This window comes from Sneathiella glossodoripedis JCM 23214, from assembly GCF_000616095.1.
GTDB lineage: Bacteria > Pseudomonadota > Alphaproteobacteria > Sneathiellales > Sneathiellaceae > Sneathiella > Sneathiella glossodoripedis.
On the sequence record NZ_BAMS01000001.1, the window covers coordinates 921,967 to 934,541 of the forward strand.

Genomic DNA, 12,575 nt, shown 5'->3' on the forward strand with positions numbered 1-12,575 from the left:
GCAGTCGCATGCCATATTCATTATATAGCGTTGCGACTGGAAATCAGTTCAGTTAGCCAGTCGCCAAGATCTTCTGCAATATGATGAATGTGATCACCTGTCGCCTGTTCATGTGACCATTTTTCTTGATTCGGAATCCAGACCGTTTTCATACCGAGTTCATGAGCAGGCTTCAGGTTTTTTGCCATATCCTCAAAAAAGACGGACCGGTTTGGATTGATATCCAGATCGCTTATCAGCTGTTCATAAACTGACTTTTCAGGCTTGGGGACAAAGTTTGTTTTATGAATGTCAAATACATCTTCAAAATGGTGATCTATTCCCAATTGCCGTGATACATTCATTGCATGAGCTGTGGACGCGTTAGTGAAGATTATTTTTCTGCCGTCAATCTGTTCAAGGGCTGAGTTTAGTCGCTCATCTCGCTCAATGTGTGTTATGTCGATATCATGGACGTAATCCAGATAATCCTGCGGCTCTAACCCGTGACAGGTCATCAGACCGTTCAATGTTGTCCCATATTCTGAAAAATACTGTTTCTGCAGCTTTTTGGCTTCGTCGTAGCTTATGTCCAGGAAGTTAGCGACGAATTCACCCATTTTTACATCCATTTGAGCGAATAAGTTGCAATGAGCGGGGTATAGAGTGTTATCCAGATCGAAAATCCAGACGTCGATTTCTGTAAAATGTGACCAGTTTGCTTCTTTAATCATGTGACGGATTATGCCTGTAGCTTATATGCCTGCAAGTATTTTTCAGTGTAATCGCACTGAAATACACAATTTAAGCAGCTGTTAAGTTAAGCTTAGTAAGGTTCAATCCATTGAGTTCTGGACTAATTTTCAGCGTATGGATCACTATGGGCTTTATTCGTAATCAGCTGGCTTTTTGGGAAAAGTGGAGGCGAAACTCTGATGGGAGTTTGGGCCAGTTTGATATTCGCCAGCATAGTTTGCTTGATAGTTTTCCAGGGCCCGCTTTTGTTGTGGACCAGCACTTGTCTATTGTTTTCCAAAATCCTGAAGCCAAGGAGTTGATCCTTGCCCTTGATCATGAGGAAACCGGGACGCTGCGTGATGCATTGATAAAAGGGTGCCGCATGCAAGGCCCCAGTTTTCAGGTTGCGTCCGTTGAGCGGCAGGGCTGTGAAACGGAAGTATATGATCTCACCTTTTTGCCATTGGAAGATGTCAGGGGCCGTTATCTGGTGTTGGCAAAGAATGTGTCGATTCAAAGAAATCTGACCAATGCGTTGGTAGCATCGCGTCAATTGTTCAAGGACCTGGTCACGTGTACAGCCGAGTTTGTTTTTGAAACTGATGAGGATGGATTGTTTAAATATGTCTCCCCTCGAGGTGGAATGGGTTACAGCGCAGCGGAGCTTGATGGAATGTCCGCAGCGGGCTTGTTGATGGGGGAGGGAAGCAACCAAGCAGTGGATATAGAAAATCCGTTTTCCACCCCGACCCCGGTTTCAGATAAACTCGTCTGGTTGCGCGCTAAAGGCAATGCATTGGTCAATATGCGCGTTACATCCATTCCTTTATTTGACGAAGACGGGAAATGGAAAGGAAGTCGGGGAGCAGGACGTGATGTAACTGAAGAAATGGCAAGAATTAGTCGGATGGAGAGACTGGCTGCACAGGAGGAAGTGCTGGGCGCCATTGTGAATGCCATCAGAACAGAGTTGGATCCGGATAAATTGTTCAATTTGGCCGGTAACGGTGCTTGCGAAGCTCTTAACTCGTCACGGTTGGTAATCGCGAGAAAAGATACATCTGGACATCTTGCAACTGTTTTTCATCAAGGAGTAGATGCAGCTACTCATCAATTTTTGAACGACTGGTTTCAATCTCAAGACAAAATCGCACACCAGACGGCGACATTAGTTCAACAGCAGTTTGAGACATGGAGACTGTATATAAGTCCACTTGTCGCGAAAGGGGAACTTGATGGTTTTGTCGCCCTCGTAAGGACTGAAGAAGCTCTAGAAATTGACGAGGAAGAAAGTCATTTGCTGCGCCATTTAGCAGAGCATCTTGAAGTTGCCCTTATTCAGATTAAAGCGCGTGAGAAGTTAATAGAGATTACCCGTACTGATGAGTTAAGCGGACTGCTTAATCGCCGTGCTTTCCATCAGGATGTCACTAAAAGAATCGCCCACGGGAAACGCACAAAGGTTAATAACGCTTTGTTCTATGTGGATCTGGATAACTTTAAGCCAGTAAATGACCGCTTCGGCCACGAAAAGGGAGACGAGGTGCTCAAGGCTGTGAGCAAGTTACTGGATGAAAACAGTCGGGTAGGTGATTTGGTTGCTCGTCTTGGCGGTGACGAGTTTGCTGTTTGGTTTGAAAATATGACTTCGTCTGAAGCGATTGAAAAGGCAACCGAATTGCAGCGAAAATGCACGGTGGTTTCCAAAGAACTGGATGTAACTGATCCTGCATTGAGTTTTTCAATTGGGATCGTGTGCGCATCGGGCGAGGATGAAGAAACACTTGAGGGGTTGTTGGCTGTCGCTGATTCAGCGATGTATCAGGTGAAAGCCAAAGGCAAAGGTTCCTATCATTTGGCGACTGAATCCGCTCAGCTTAAACAAAAACAAGGATAAATATGATGGTTCTGGGGAAACTGTTTGGACGAAACAAGGTAAAAGCGATCAGCTATGAGGAAAGCAAGTTGCTCGCGAATGATAAAAATCCGAAAGTTCGGGCCAAACTTGCGGCAAATCCTCATGCCAAGCCGGAGGTTTTATATTATTTGACGGAGGACAAATCGAGCGACGTTAGAAAAGTTGTCGCGAAAAATGAGAATACTCCCTATCAGGCAAATAATATTCTGGCGCAGGATGAAAACGACGAAGTCAGGTCCGAGCTTGCGAGAAAAATATGTAGGTTGCTGCCAAGTCTCTCAGGCGATGAAGCCGGCCAGGTCCGGGAACAGACGATTGAAACACTGGAGTTACTTGCTGCGGACCAGCTTCCGGCTGTCAGAGCGATTGTCTCTGAGGCCCTGAAGGAAAGTCTGGAGGCGCCAAAGCACATCATTCTGTCTTTGGCCAAAGATGCCGAGGAAATTGTAGCTAGCCCGGTTCTGGAATATTCACCACTGCTTTCCGAAGCGGATCTTCTTGAGATAATTGCGAGTGGAGTTGCAACCGGTAGCTTACCAGCAATCGCGCGGCGTAAGAATTTGGCAGAAGATGTGACGGATGCCGTTGCGGCCACTCTTGAAGTTCCGGCAGTTGCCGCTTTGCTCGCTAATAAATCCGCGCGTGTTCGGGAGGAAACACTTGATCAACTGATCAGTCAGGCGGAAGGTATTGAAACACTTCACGAACCACTTGTAATGCGCGTTGATTTGTCCATACGTGCGATGAAGCGCATTGCAGGGTTTGTTGCATCATCTCTCGTGGATAAGCTGGTTGAAAAAAACAACCTCTCAAAAGAGGTTGAGAAGGAGCTCAAAAAACAGGTTAAAGGCAAAATTGATGAAGCCAATGATCTTGATTTGGCGGAAAGTAAAGAGCAGGAAAAAAAGGCTGAAAAATTATGGTCAGCGGGTCGGTTGAACGAGGAATCGCTTCAGGAAGCTGTAGATAAGCGACAGCTGGATTTTGTCCATATGGCCCTGTGTCTCATGTCTGGCATTAGTGTTGGCAAAGTGCGTGCGATATTAAAGTCGAGAAATGGAAAAGTTGTGACTGCTCTTTGCTGGAAAGCCAAGTTGAGTATGCGTATGGCGATCAAGATGCAAAAGGAAATCGCTCATGTTTCACCACGGGAATTGGTTAATGCCCGTGATGGGGTTGAGTATCCTTTCAGTGACAAGGATATGGATTGGCAGTTGTCGTTCTTCGCGGATGAGTAGAAATTTTCCATGAACCTTTTAAGGTTCGGGTTGATGGATCATTGTTCCAATCCCGTGTTCTGTGAAGGTTTCCAACAGCAGAACATGGGGGATACGTCCATCTAGAATATGGGCGGCATCTACACCATTTTCCAAGGCAAACAGGCAGGTTTCCAGTTTTGGAATCATGCCACCAACAATGGTTCCGTTGTTTTGAAGTTTTTCTACTTCAATTGGAGTCAGGCGATTAATCAGCTTTTTCTCTTTGTCCAACACACCTTCAACATCAGTCATCATGATCAATTTGCTCGCGCCAATTGCAGCGGCGATATGTCCAGCCGCAGTATCTGCGTTGATGTTGAATGTTTGACCGTTTGGTCCAACTCCGATTGGGGCAATAACGGGGATTACATCTATTTCTTCAAGGCTTTGCAGAAGTTCGGGGTTGATACGGCAGGGCTCCCCTACAAATCCTAAATCCAGAATACGCTCGATGTTACTGTCAGGATCCCTTTTGGTGCGGGTGAGTTTCTGCACCTCAATTAGGTTCCCGTCTTTGCCTGACAATCCAACGGCAAGCCCTCCGGCTTCGTTAATATCCATAACGATATTTTTGTTAAGCGATCCACTTAGAACCATTTCAGCGATTTCAACTGTTGCTTTGTCAGTGACACGCAACCCATCGACAAAAGAGCTTTGAATTTTAAGGCGATCCAGCATTTGTCCAATCTGTGGGCCGCCACCGTGAACAATTATGGGGTTTATGCCAACCTGTTTCAGTAGAGCTATGTCTCTTGCAAAGTCTTGCGCCAGGGCTTTGTCCCCCATCGCATGTCCGCCATATTTAATCACAAAAGTCTGTCCGGAGAACTGATGCATATAGGGGAGGGCTTCGGACAGTATTTTTGCTTTTTTCAGCTGCTCTTCCACAGGCATTTGATTGTCACTCATATTCTAGTCCCCAACATTTTATACCAAAGAAGCCAATTCGGCCCTCAGCTCAGCGATTCCAACAGATTTTGCTGAACTGGTCAGGAATACCTGAGGATGCGCAGCTGGCCGCTTTTTAAGTTCAGCTTCTGTTTTCTCAATCACTTTTTCAAGCTCACTTTTTTTCGATTTGTCCGTTTTTGTGAGCACAATTTGATAACTTACCGCAGCTGTATCCAGCATTTTCATTACGTCTCGGTCTATATCTTTTAAACCATGGCGACAGTCAATTAGCAGACATACGCGGCGGAGCCTGGCTCTGCCTTTGAGATAGGTGTTTACGAGATGAGTCCAGTCAGCGATTTTGGACTTTGAGGCTTTCGCGTACCCGTGCCCGGGTAAGTCTACCAAAGATAGCTTTCCGCCAAGCTCAAAGAAATTGATTTGCTGGGTTCTACCTGGCGTGTTTGAGGTTCGCGCAAGTGTATTCCGCCCGGTAAGGGCATTGATCAAGCTGGATTTTCCCACATTTGAGCGTCCAGCAAACGCGACTTCATTGAGCGGTAAATCTGGTAGCATATCAAGTGTAGCTGCACCTGCTACAAATTGACAGTCCTGTGCAAAAAGGAGGCGGCCTCCTTCAATAAAAGCCGCCTCATTTTCAGTTGTATTATCGTTTGTCATACAAACTTTTAGCTTTCGTTACGCATTAACGGAAACACCCATGCGACGCATGATATACCATTGTTGTGCGATGCTTAAGATATTGTTCCATGTCCAGTAAATCACCAGTCCAGCAGGGAAGCTTGCTAGCAGGAACGTAAAGAAAATTGGCATCAGCATGAAAATCTTCGCCTGCATCGGATCCGCTGGCTGCGGATTGAATTTTTGTTGCAGATACATGCTCAGCCCCATTAGCAGCGGCAGCGCACCAATCATCAGAAACTCAGGTGGAGTCCAAGGAATTAGACCGAATAGGTTGAAAATTGAAGTGGGGTCCGGAGCCGACAGATCTTCGATCCAACCGAAAAATGGTTGATGGCGCATCAGCAGGGTTACAAACAAAACCTTATATAGCGCAAAGAAGATCGGGATTTGTATCAGGATTGGCAAACAGCCTGCAGCAGGGTTTGCTTTTTCCCGTTTATACAAGGCCATCATTTCTTCGTTCAGTTTTTGCCGATCATCCCCGTATCTTTCACGAAGTTTGACCATTTCCGGCTGAAGCTTTTTCATTTTGCTCATGGACACGTAAGATTTGTGAGCGAGCGGTAGCAAAATGATCTTGATCACAACAGTTAGAGCCAAAATTGCGAGCCCCAGATTTCCAATCAGGGTGTTAAGCATTTCCAGACCAAAATAGAGTGGTTTGGTGAGGAAGTAGAACCACCCCCAGTCAATGGCGAGCTCAAGACGGTCAACGCCCAAATCTTTTTCATATTCATCAAGAAGATTAACTTCTTTCGCGCCGGCAAACATGTGGTTCTTGACGGTGTTGTTGGAGCCAGCGGCGATGGTAACGCCTTCCTGATTTATGTAATCAGTCTGGTATCTGTCTGATTTCCCAATATAGGTAAAGCGGCCTTTGATGCGTGCGTTTTGATCAGGCATCAAAGCAGTTAGCCAAAACTTGTCGGTTATACCAAGCCAACCGCCAGTAGTTGGAATAATTCGACTACCTTCCTCCTGAAGGTCATCGTAATCAATTTCTTCCAGTGTTTCATTGAAGACGCCAATGGGGCCTTCATGGAGGATATAGAAACCTGTTGTCTCTGGTGTGCCTGTTCTTGAAATTAAACCGTAAGGGTACAGTGTAACATCATTTCCTGTATTGTTTTGCACCGATTGTTCAACGGTGAACAAATAATCCTTATCGAGGGAATAGGTCCGTTGAAAGATCAGGCCCTCACCATTGTCCCAGGTGAGTACAAGTGGTTTGTCTACAGTGAGTTCACTGGCGTTTGTGGACCAGATCGTATTGGAATCAGGAAGTTTAACAACTGTTCCTGCTGCGGCACTCCACCCAAATTCCGCATAATATGGATTTGGAGAGCCGGCTGGAGACAACAGCTTGATTTCCGGGCTCGTGGGATCCACTTCTTCGCGATAATTGATAAGAGTTAGATCATCAAGTCGCGCACCTTTTGTGGAAATGGATCCATGCAAAGACGGTGTGTTGATTTGAACTCGGTTTGCCTGTTTCAGCGCTTCTTCGCGGGACATCTTTGCCGCAGAAACTGTACCTGGTGCGGATGGAGCGTTGGCATCAGGGCTTGGTTTGTTGCTTTGATCGCTTTCAGCCGTATTTTGCTGGCTGGCTTGTTCGTCAACTACAGGAGGTTCCACGAAATACTGAAACCCGACAATAATCAGGAGACACAATACGATCGCGAGAATCATATTTTTTTGTTCTGACATTAATTTAAGCCCTAATGCTACTCAATTTGTCCACTATTTGCGCGGTGTGCGTCATAGTGATGACAGGTTTTAAATTTTGGTGGAACCGGATCGAAGCCATGTCCCCCCCACGGATGACATCTGCAGATACGTTTTACCGCAAGCCAGCTCCCTTTTGTTGGGCCATGCTGATGCAAGGCTTCAACGGCGTAGGCTGAGCAGGTCGGTTCATATCGACAATTCGCCGGAAGATAAGGGGATATGCAGTATTGGTAAACCCTTATTGGCAGTTTCAGGCAAAATGTAACTGCATTACGCATTACGTTCACTTTCCACTCTGGCCCCGACTTTATTCAAAGCTTTTAACAAGTCTTCTCGTAAAGCGTTGAAATCACGATCAAACGTTGCTTTTCGGCCGATCAGGACATAGTCCCAGCCTGTTTTGGCGTGGCTTGGTAAAATTTCATCTGCCAGTGCCCGCAGACGCCGTTTGATGCGATTTCTTTTTACTGCATTTCCGGTTTTTTTGGTTGCAGTGAAGCCAACACGCAAAAATCCCGCATCTGCGCCTGAATCAGGCGCAGCTTGCAGGACAATTCCGGGTGTGGCCCATTTGCGACGAACGCTTGCTACGCGCAAAAAGTCCGCGCGTTTTTTAAGCCGCTCGACGCCTCTCGGCATGCCTTAAGCAGAAAGGCTCTTACGGCCTTTGGAGCGGCGGTTTGAAAGAACACGACGTCCACCAACTGTGGCGCTGCGGGAACGGAAACCGTGGCGACGGGCGCGAACAAGTTTACTTGGTTGATATGTACGTTTCACAGAACTTCTCCGTAGTCTTCCACGCAACTATGCGCGAAGCGAAAATTAAGCCCCGCTGTATAAGGGGTGTCGCAAAGGAAGTCAATGCAGTAGATGCCTCTTTTATTACTCTGCCCTACATTCCGGTAAATGAAGAGTGTTCAACAAGTCTCACGTTTTCTTGAACGGAGCTTTTACTTTTGATGCCTATGGTTATGTTCACTCTTCTAGTAAGTCGTGTTTTTAGCCTGTGTATGTGACTATTTTGTCTGCATTTCTTTCATCGTTCACTTGGATTGAAGACTTGCTGTAAACACGGTGGGCCTTAAAGTTTAGGGTGTTTGGTAATATGGGTGTGGAATGAATGAGATGACAAATGGTAGCCAATCAACTAACAACAACCGGGTTCGAAGATTCCTTCCACTAATCATTATTTGCCTGCTTTTCGTGTCCTTTTTCCTTTTGGGATTCGATAAATATCTTTCTTTCTCTTATGTAAGTGAGAATCGCGATAAGCTTTTGGCCATGGTGAACGATCACTATGTCTTAGCGCTCTTTCTGTATTTCTGTTTTTATATTATCGCTGTTGCAGCCTCTTTACCCGGTGGATTGTTATTGACCATTAGCGGAGGCTTTTTGTTTGGCTGGATTGTCGGTGGACTTGTAACAGTGGTTGCCGCAACACTTGGCGCAACCGTATTGTTTGTCATTGCCGCGACTTCTGTTGGAGAGGCTCTTCGTCAAAAAGCAGGCCCATGGCTAGCTAAGCTGGAAGCAGGATTTCAGGAAAATGCCTTGAGTTATTTGCTGTTTCTTCGGTTGGTCCCCGCCTTTCCCTTCTGGCTTGTAAATATTGCGCCAGCCTTTTTGGGTGTCAGGCTTCGTACCTACATGTTGGGGACGTTCCTCGGAATTATCCCAGGTACCTTTGTATTCGCGTATCTTGGTACCGGATTGGATAGCATAATAGTCGAGCAACAGAACCGGGTGGAGAAATGTTCTGCGCTGGGGCAAGGTAACTGTCAGGTCAATTTTGAGTTGGGTTCACTCATCACGCAGGAAATAATCTTTGCGTTCATCGCGCTGGGAATAATTTCATTAATACCGGTTGTTCTTAAAAAGCTTAGAAAGTCTTGAAAATACAGGGTTCACAAGCATGACTAAAAATATCATCAAAACTGATTTATGTGTCATCGGTGGAGGTTCCGGCGGATTAAGTGTGGCCGCAGGTGCGGTACAAATGGGGGCAGACACTGTGCTTGTGGAAGGTGGTAAGATGGGGGGGGATTGTTTGAATTATGGTTGCGTTCCCTCTAAAGCGTTGCTTGCCGCCGCAAAGCATGCTGTGGCCCTGAAAGGGGCTGGCAATTTCGGTGTTCAGGAACTGTCGCCTGAGGTGAATTATCCTGCCGTTATGAAACATGTGGAAGAGGTGATTGCAGGCATTGAACCACATGACTCTGTTGAGAGGTTCGAAGGTCTGGGCGTTCGTGTAATACAGGGATATGGGAAGTTTACGGCACCAGATTGCCTTGAAGTCGCTGGTCATATTATCAAGGCACGGCGATTTGTAATAGCGACGGGGTCGTCCACCGCCTTGCCACCTGTACCGGGATTATCTGAAATCAGTTATTTGACCAACGAGACTCTTTTTGAAAATCGTCAGTTGCCGGATCATTTGATAGTAATTGGGGGTGGTCCCATTGGAATGGAGATGGCCCAGGCGCATGCAAGACTGGGTGCGAAAGTTACAGTGCTTGAGGCTTTCAAAGCTTTGTCGAAAGATGATTCGGAACTTACTAAAATTGCTCTTGAATGTATCCGTGAAGACGGTGTTGAAATCAAGGAAGGTGTCAAGATAGCCCACGTCGCCCAAAAAGGACAAAAATCTTTCGAAATCACACTGGAGGAAGAGGGAGAGCAGATAAAGCTGACAGGTTCACATGTGCTGGTGGCAGCGGGGCGAAAGCCGAATGTAGCGGGCTTGGGGCTTGAGGCTGCTGGTGTGGAGACCAATAAAGCAGGTATCATCGTTGATAATCGCCTTCGAACATCAAACAAGAAAATATTTGCAATTGGTGATGTGGCGGGTGGGTATCAATTTACCCATATTGCTGGATACCATGCTGGGATTGTTATTAGAAATATCCTATTTAAATTACCGGCCAAAGTGAATTACGACGCTGTTCCGTGGGTGACTTATACCTCTCCAGAGCTCGCTAACGTGGGCCTCACTGAAGCGGCCGCTCGGGAGCGATATGATGAAGATCAAATTAAAGTATTAAAATTTGAATATGCGGAAAATGATCGCGCACGCGCCGAGCTTCTCACGACTGGCATGATAAAAGCCATTGTTCACAAAAATGGTAAAATTTTAGGAGCCGGTATTGTTGGGGCACAAGCCGGAGAGCTCATTCAACCATGGGGTCTTGCGATTTCATCTGGCTTAAAGATATCCTCGATGGCAAGTTATATCTCTCCCTATCCAACACTTGGGGAGATTAACAAACGAGTAGCTGGTAGTTTCTATACTCCGAAACTTTTTAGTGAAAGAACCCGTAAAGTAGTCAAATTTCTTCAACGCCTGCCTTTTTGAGTGTTAAATCGATCAAATTATTGAGCTGTTCTGGCTCGTAATGTTTGTGTATCTCTGCAGATCGTTTACTCTTCATTTTTATGAGTTATTTTGGAAAAGTTGCAAAAGGTTTCAGAAGTCTGTCGGCACGTTTGTTGCTGCTGACTGTTCTTTTTGTGATGCTTGCCGAGATATTGATTTTTGTACCTTCTATTGCCTTTTTCAGAGAGAATTATCTGGTAAAGAAAGCGGAATTTGCACATCTGGCATCTCTCGCTCTATTGGCATCACCTGATCTGATGGTATCGAAGGAGCTAAAGGAAGAGCTGTTATTTCGGGTAGGTGCTCGTTCTATTGTTTTCAGAAGCGCAAACTCCTCCATGCTGATGCTGTCGGAAGATATGCCTGTGAGTGTTGATGCGAGCTATGATTTATCACAAAAATCCGCTTTTATACTGATAGAGGATGCTCTTGTAACGTTGATGAATTCGGAAAACAGAATAATTCGCGTTACCTCACCAATTGAAAATAGCCCAACATCGTCTCTCGAAATGGTGATTGACGAATCTCCGTTGAGGGTGGAGATGCTGGAATATTCATGGAATATATTCCGGTTATCGCTTGTTATTTCATTGCTGACAGCTTTTTTGGTTTATCTGTCTCTTCACTGGTTGATGGTTCGGCCAATGGGTAGACTGAGCGCGAGCATGATCGCGTTTCGGCGTTCACCTGAAAATGTCGCCAGTGGTATCGTTCCTTCCGGTAGAACCGATGAAATTGGTGCTGCTGAGCGTGAGCTTGAAATCATGCAAACGCGCCTCAGGTTTGCCTTAAAGCAAAAAGACCATCTGGCTGCCCTTGGGGTAGCTGTTACGAAAATAAGTCATGACCTTCGAAATATTTTATCTACATCGCATTTGGTGAGTGACAGTCTGGCTAAAATTGATGATCCCATGGTTCAAAAGATTGTTCCACGTTTGGTTGGCAGCATCGATCGCGCGATTGAGCTTTGTAATCACACCTTGCGTTTTGGACGGGCAGAAGAACATAGTCCCCGCAGGGAACGCTTCTTGTTGTTACTATTGATCAATGAAGTAAAAGCGACTGTTCTGCAAACTGATGCCGAGGATATCGACTGGGTAAATGATTTTGATGATGATTTTGATGTGTTCGCGGATCGTGAGCATATGTATCGGATTTTGATGAACATTTGTCGCAACTCCATCGAAGCTTTGTCCGGTCAACACGGGAAAATAAAAATATCGGCGGTTAATACGGAGACCGAAACGGTCATTCGTGTTGTCGATACAGGTCCGGGGATACCGCCTCGCGCACGGGAACATCTGTTTGAACCCTTTGCGGGATCTGTGAAAACAGGTGGTACAGGACTAGGTTTGTCAATCGCACGGGAGTTGGTTATTGCCCATGGCGGCGAGATAGAGGTCGAGTTCACAGGTGAAACCGGAACCTGTTTTCGTATCCTTTTACCAAATTAACGCTTTGGAAACCTGTTAATTCTAAACTGAAAAATGAGGTGCGTTTGCCTGTTTTCAGGGATGTTACAGAATGTTTCGAATTTTAATGTTAGGTTTTCTTGCGGTTGTTACCTTGTCGTCAACAGGGTGCACAACAGCTGCGGTTGCAGTGCTTGATGAAAAAGTTTCTCAAATGATGGGACAAGACTGTACATCTGTGAATATCATGCTTGGCGAAAGTTATTGCAAAGAAAAACGTAAGGAAATCAAGCAGGAACAGGTTTATTGCTATCGTACACTTGGCAGTATTAACTGTTACGATCGCAAAGATCCCTATTCTAGTAAAACACCAAGGGTTCGTGAGGTGACTGAGCTTGGTTCTTTAGGAGCTAAAGTAGAGTATATTGGTAATAAACCGGTTGTTGAAGAAAACATAGGCGATCCTTTCGCAACTCGCAAAATTGATACCTCCGAAATCGAATAAAATCCCATTTATACTCATCTCTCTTGACAGTTCGTGGTCAGGGCTGGTTTTTTTCTGTATAATT

The 12,575-nt window shown here is 45.6% G+C and carries 13 protein-coding genes; 6 read left to right on the plus strand and 7 right to left on the minus strand.

What is annotated here, in order from left to right; all coding sequences use genetic code 11:
* Positions 1-20: 20 nt before the first annotated feature.
* On the minus strand, positions 21-713 hold the full coding sequence (locus JCM23214_RS04625) for a pyrimidine 5'-nucleotidase (RefSeq protein WP_025897822.1): 693 nt from the start codon (positions 711-713) through the stop codon (positions 21-23).
* Between the two features lie 110 nt (positions 714-823).
* On the opposite strand from JCM23214_RS04625, the gene JCM23214_RS04630 reads away from it, so the two are divergent.
* Together JCM23214_RS04630 and JCM23214_RS04635 are read left to right on the plus strand one after the other, a co-directional pair.
* Positions 824-2,614, plus strand: a complete 1,791-nt coding sequence (locus JCM23214_RS04630; protein ID WP_148301767.1) for a sensor domain-containing diguanylate cyclase — start codon at positions 824-826, stop codon at positions 2,612-2,614.
* Positions 2,615-2,616: 2 nt separating this feature from the next.
* Complete coding sequence (locus tag JCM23214_RS04635; protein ID WP_025897825.1) at positions 2,617-3,873, plus strand: DUF2336 domain-containing protein; 1,257 nt, start codon at positions 2,617-2,619, stop codon at positions 3,871-3,873.
* Positions 3,874-3,891: 18 nt separating this feature from the next.
* Here JCM23214_RS04635 and argB read toward each other — a convergent pair whose 3' ends face one another.
* From argB to rpmH, 6 genes are read right to left on the minus strand one after another with little or no spacing between them, the layout of a single operon-like run.
* On the minus strand, positions 3,892-4,803 hold the full coding sequence (argB, locus tag JCM23214_RS04640) for an acetylglutamate kinase (RefSeq protein ID WP_025897827.1): 912 nt from the start codon (positions 4,801-4,803) through the stop codon (positions 3,892-3,894).
* An 18-nt stretch (positions 4,804-4,821) separates the two neighbouring features.
* A complete protein-coding gene (yihA, locus tag JCM23214_RS04645) occupies positions 4,822-5,466 on the minus strand; it encodes a ribosome biogenesis GTP-binding protein YihA/YsxC (RefSeq protein ID WP_025897829.1) in 645 nt (214 codons plus the stop codon).
* Positions 5,467-5,484: 18 nt separating this feature from the next.
* Complete coding sequence (gene yidC, locus JCM23214_RS04650; protein ID WP_025897830.1) at positions 5,485-7,200, minus strand: membrane protein insertase YidC; 1,716 nt, start codon at positions 7,198-7,200, stop codon at positions 5,485-5,487.
* Positions 7,201-7,217: 17 nt separating this feature from the next.
* Positions 7,218-7,499 carry a membrane protein insertion efficiency factor YidD gene (yidD, locus tag JCM23214_RS23025; protein WP_084264559.1) on the minus strand — a complete coding sequence of 94 codons (282 nt, stop codon included), beginning with the start codon at positions 7,497-7,499 and terminating at the stop codon, positions 7,218-7,220.
* Positions 7,492-7,860 (minus strand): ribonuclease P protein component, encoded by a 369-nt coding sequence (rnpA, locus tag JCM23214_RS04655; RefSeq protein ID WP_025897832.1) that lies wholly within the window; start codon positions 7,858-7,860, stop codon positions 7,492-7,494. Before rnpA ends, yidD begins: the two co-directional genes overlap by 8 nt.
* Positions 7,861-7,863: 3 nt before the next feature.
* Entirely contained in the window at positions 7,864-7,998 is a 135-nt protein-coding gene (gene rpmH / locus JCM23214_RS23030) for a 50S ribosomal protein L34 (RefSeq protein WP_084264561.1), read from the minus strand.
* A gap of 339 nt (positions 7,999-8,337) precedes the next feature.
* Between rpmH and JCM23214_RS04660 the strand changes: the two genes are divergently transcribed.
* From JCM23214_RS04660 to JCM23214_RS04675, 4 genes are all read left to right on the plus strand, one after another.
* Positions 8,338-9,114: a TVP38/TMEM64 family protein gene (locus tag JCM23214_RS04660; RefSeq protein ID WP_084264563.1), complete on the plus strand. Its 777-nt coding sequence runs from the start codon at positions 8,338-8,340 to the stop codon at positions 9,112-9,114.
* 19 nt (positions 9,115-9,133) lie between these two features.
* Complete coding sequence (locus tag JCM23214_RS04665) at positions 9,134-10,573, plus strand: dihydrolipoyl dehydrogenase family protein (protein ID WP_025897835.1); 1,440 nt, start codon at positions 9,134-9,136, stop codon at positions 10,571-10,573.
* 80 nt (positions 10,574-10,653) lie between these two features.
* Complete coding sequence (locus tag JCM23214_RS04670) at positions 10,654-12,048, plus strand: sensor histidine kinase (RefSeq protein ID WP_025897836.1); 1,395 nt, start codon at positions 10,654-10,656, stop codon at positions 12,046-12,048.
* A gap of 70 nt (positions 12,049-12,118) precedes the next feature.
* Complete coding sequence (locus JCM23214_RS04675) at positions 12,119-12,511, plus strand: hypothetical protein (protein WP_025897838.1); 393 nt, start codon at positions 12,119-12,121, stop codon at positions 12,509-12,511.
* Positions 12,512-12,575: the final 64 nt, after the last annotated feature.

Bases quoted from the DNA above. Each gene is read 5' to 3' on its own strand.
- JCM23214_RS04635 (WP_025897825.1), top strand. From the start codon at position 2,617: ATGATGGTTCTGGGGAAACTGTTTGGACGAAACAAGGTAAAAGCGATC.
- yihA (WP_025897829.1), bottom strand. From the start codon at position 5,466: ATGACAAACGATAATACAACTGAAAATGAGGCGGCTTTTATTGAAGGA.
- JCM23214_RS04665 (WP_025897835.1), top strand. From the start codon at position 9,134: ATGACTAAAAATATCATCAAAACTGATTTATGTGTCATCGGTGGAGGT.
- argB (WP_025897827.1), bottom strand. From the start codon at position 4,803: ATGAGTGACAATCAAATGCCTGTGGAAGAGCAGCTGAAAAAAGCAAAA.
- yidD (WP_084264559.1), bottom strand. From the start codon at position 7,499: ATGCGTAATGCAGTTACATTTTGCCTGAAACTGCCAATAAGGGTTTAC.
- JCM23214_RS04675 (WP_025897838.1), top strand. From the start codon at position 12,119: ATGTTTCGAATTTTAATGTTAGGTTTTCTTGCGGTTGTTACCTTGTCG.
- JCM23214_RS04660 (WP_084264563.1), top strand. From the start codon at position 8,338: ATGAATGAGATGACAAATGGTAGCCAATCAACTAACAACAACCGGGTT.
- JCM23214_RS04625 (WP_025897822.1), bottom strand. From the start codon at position 713: ATGATTAAAGAAGCAAACTGGTCACATTTTACAGAAATCGACGTCTGG.
- JCM23214_RS04670 (WP_025897836.1), top strand. From the start codon at position 10,654: ATGAGTTATTTTGGAAAAGTTGCAAAAGGTTTCAGAAGTCTGTCGGCA.
- yidC (WP_025897830.1), bottom strand. From the start codon at position 7,200: ATGTCAGAACAAAAAAATATGATTCTCGCGATCGTATTGTGTCTCCTG.
- rnpA (WP_025897832.1), bottom strand. From the start codon at position 7,860: ATGCCGAGAGGCGTCGAGCGGCTTAAAAAACGCGCGGACTTTTTGCGC.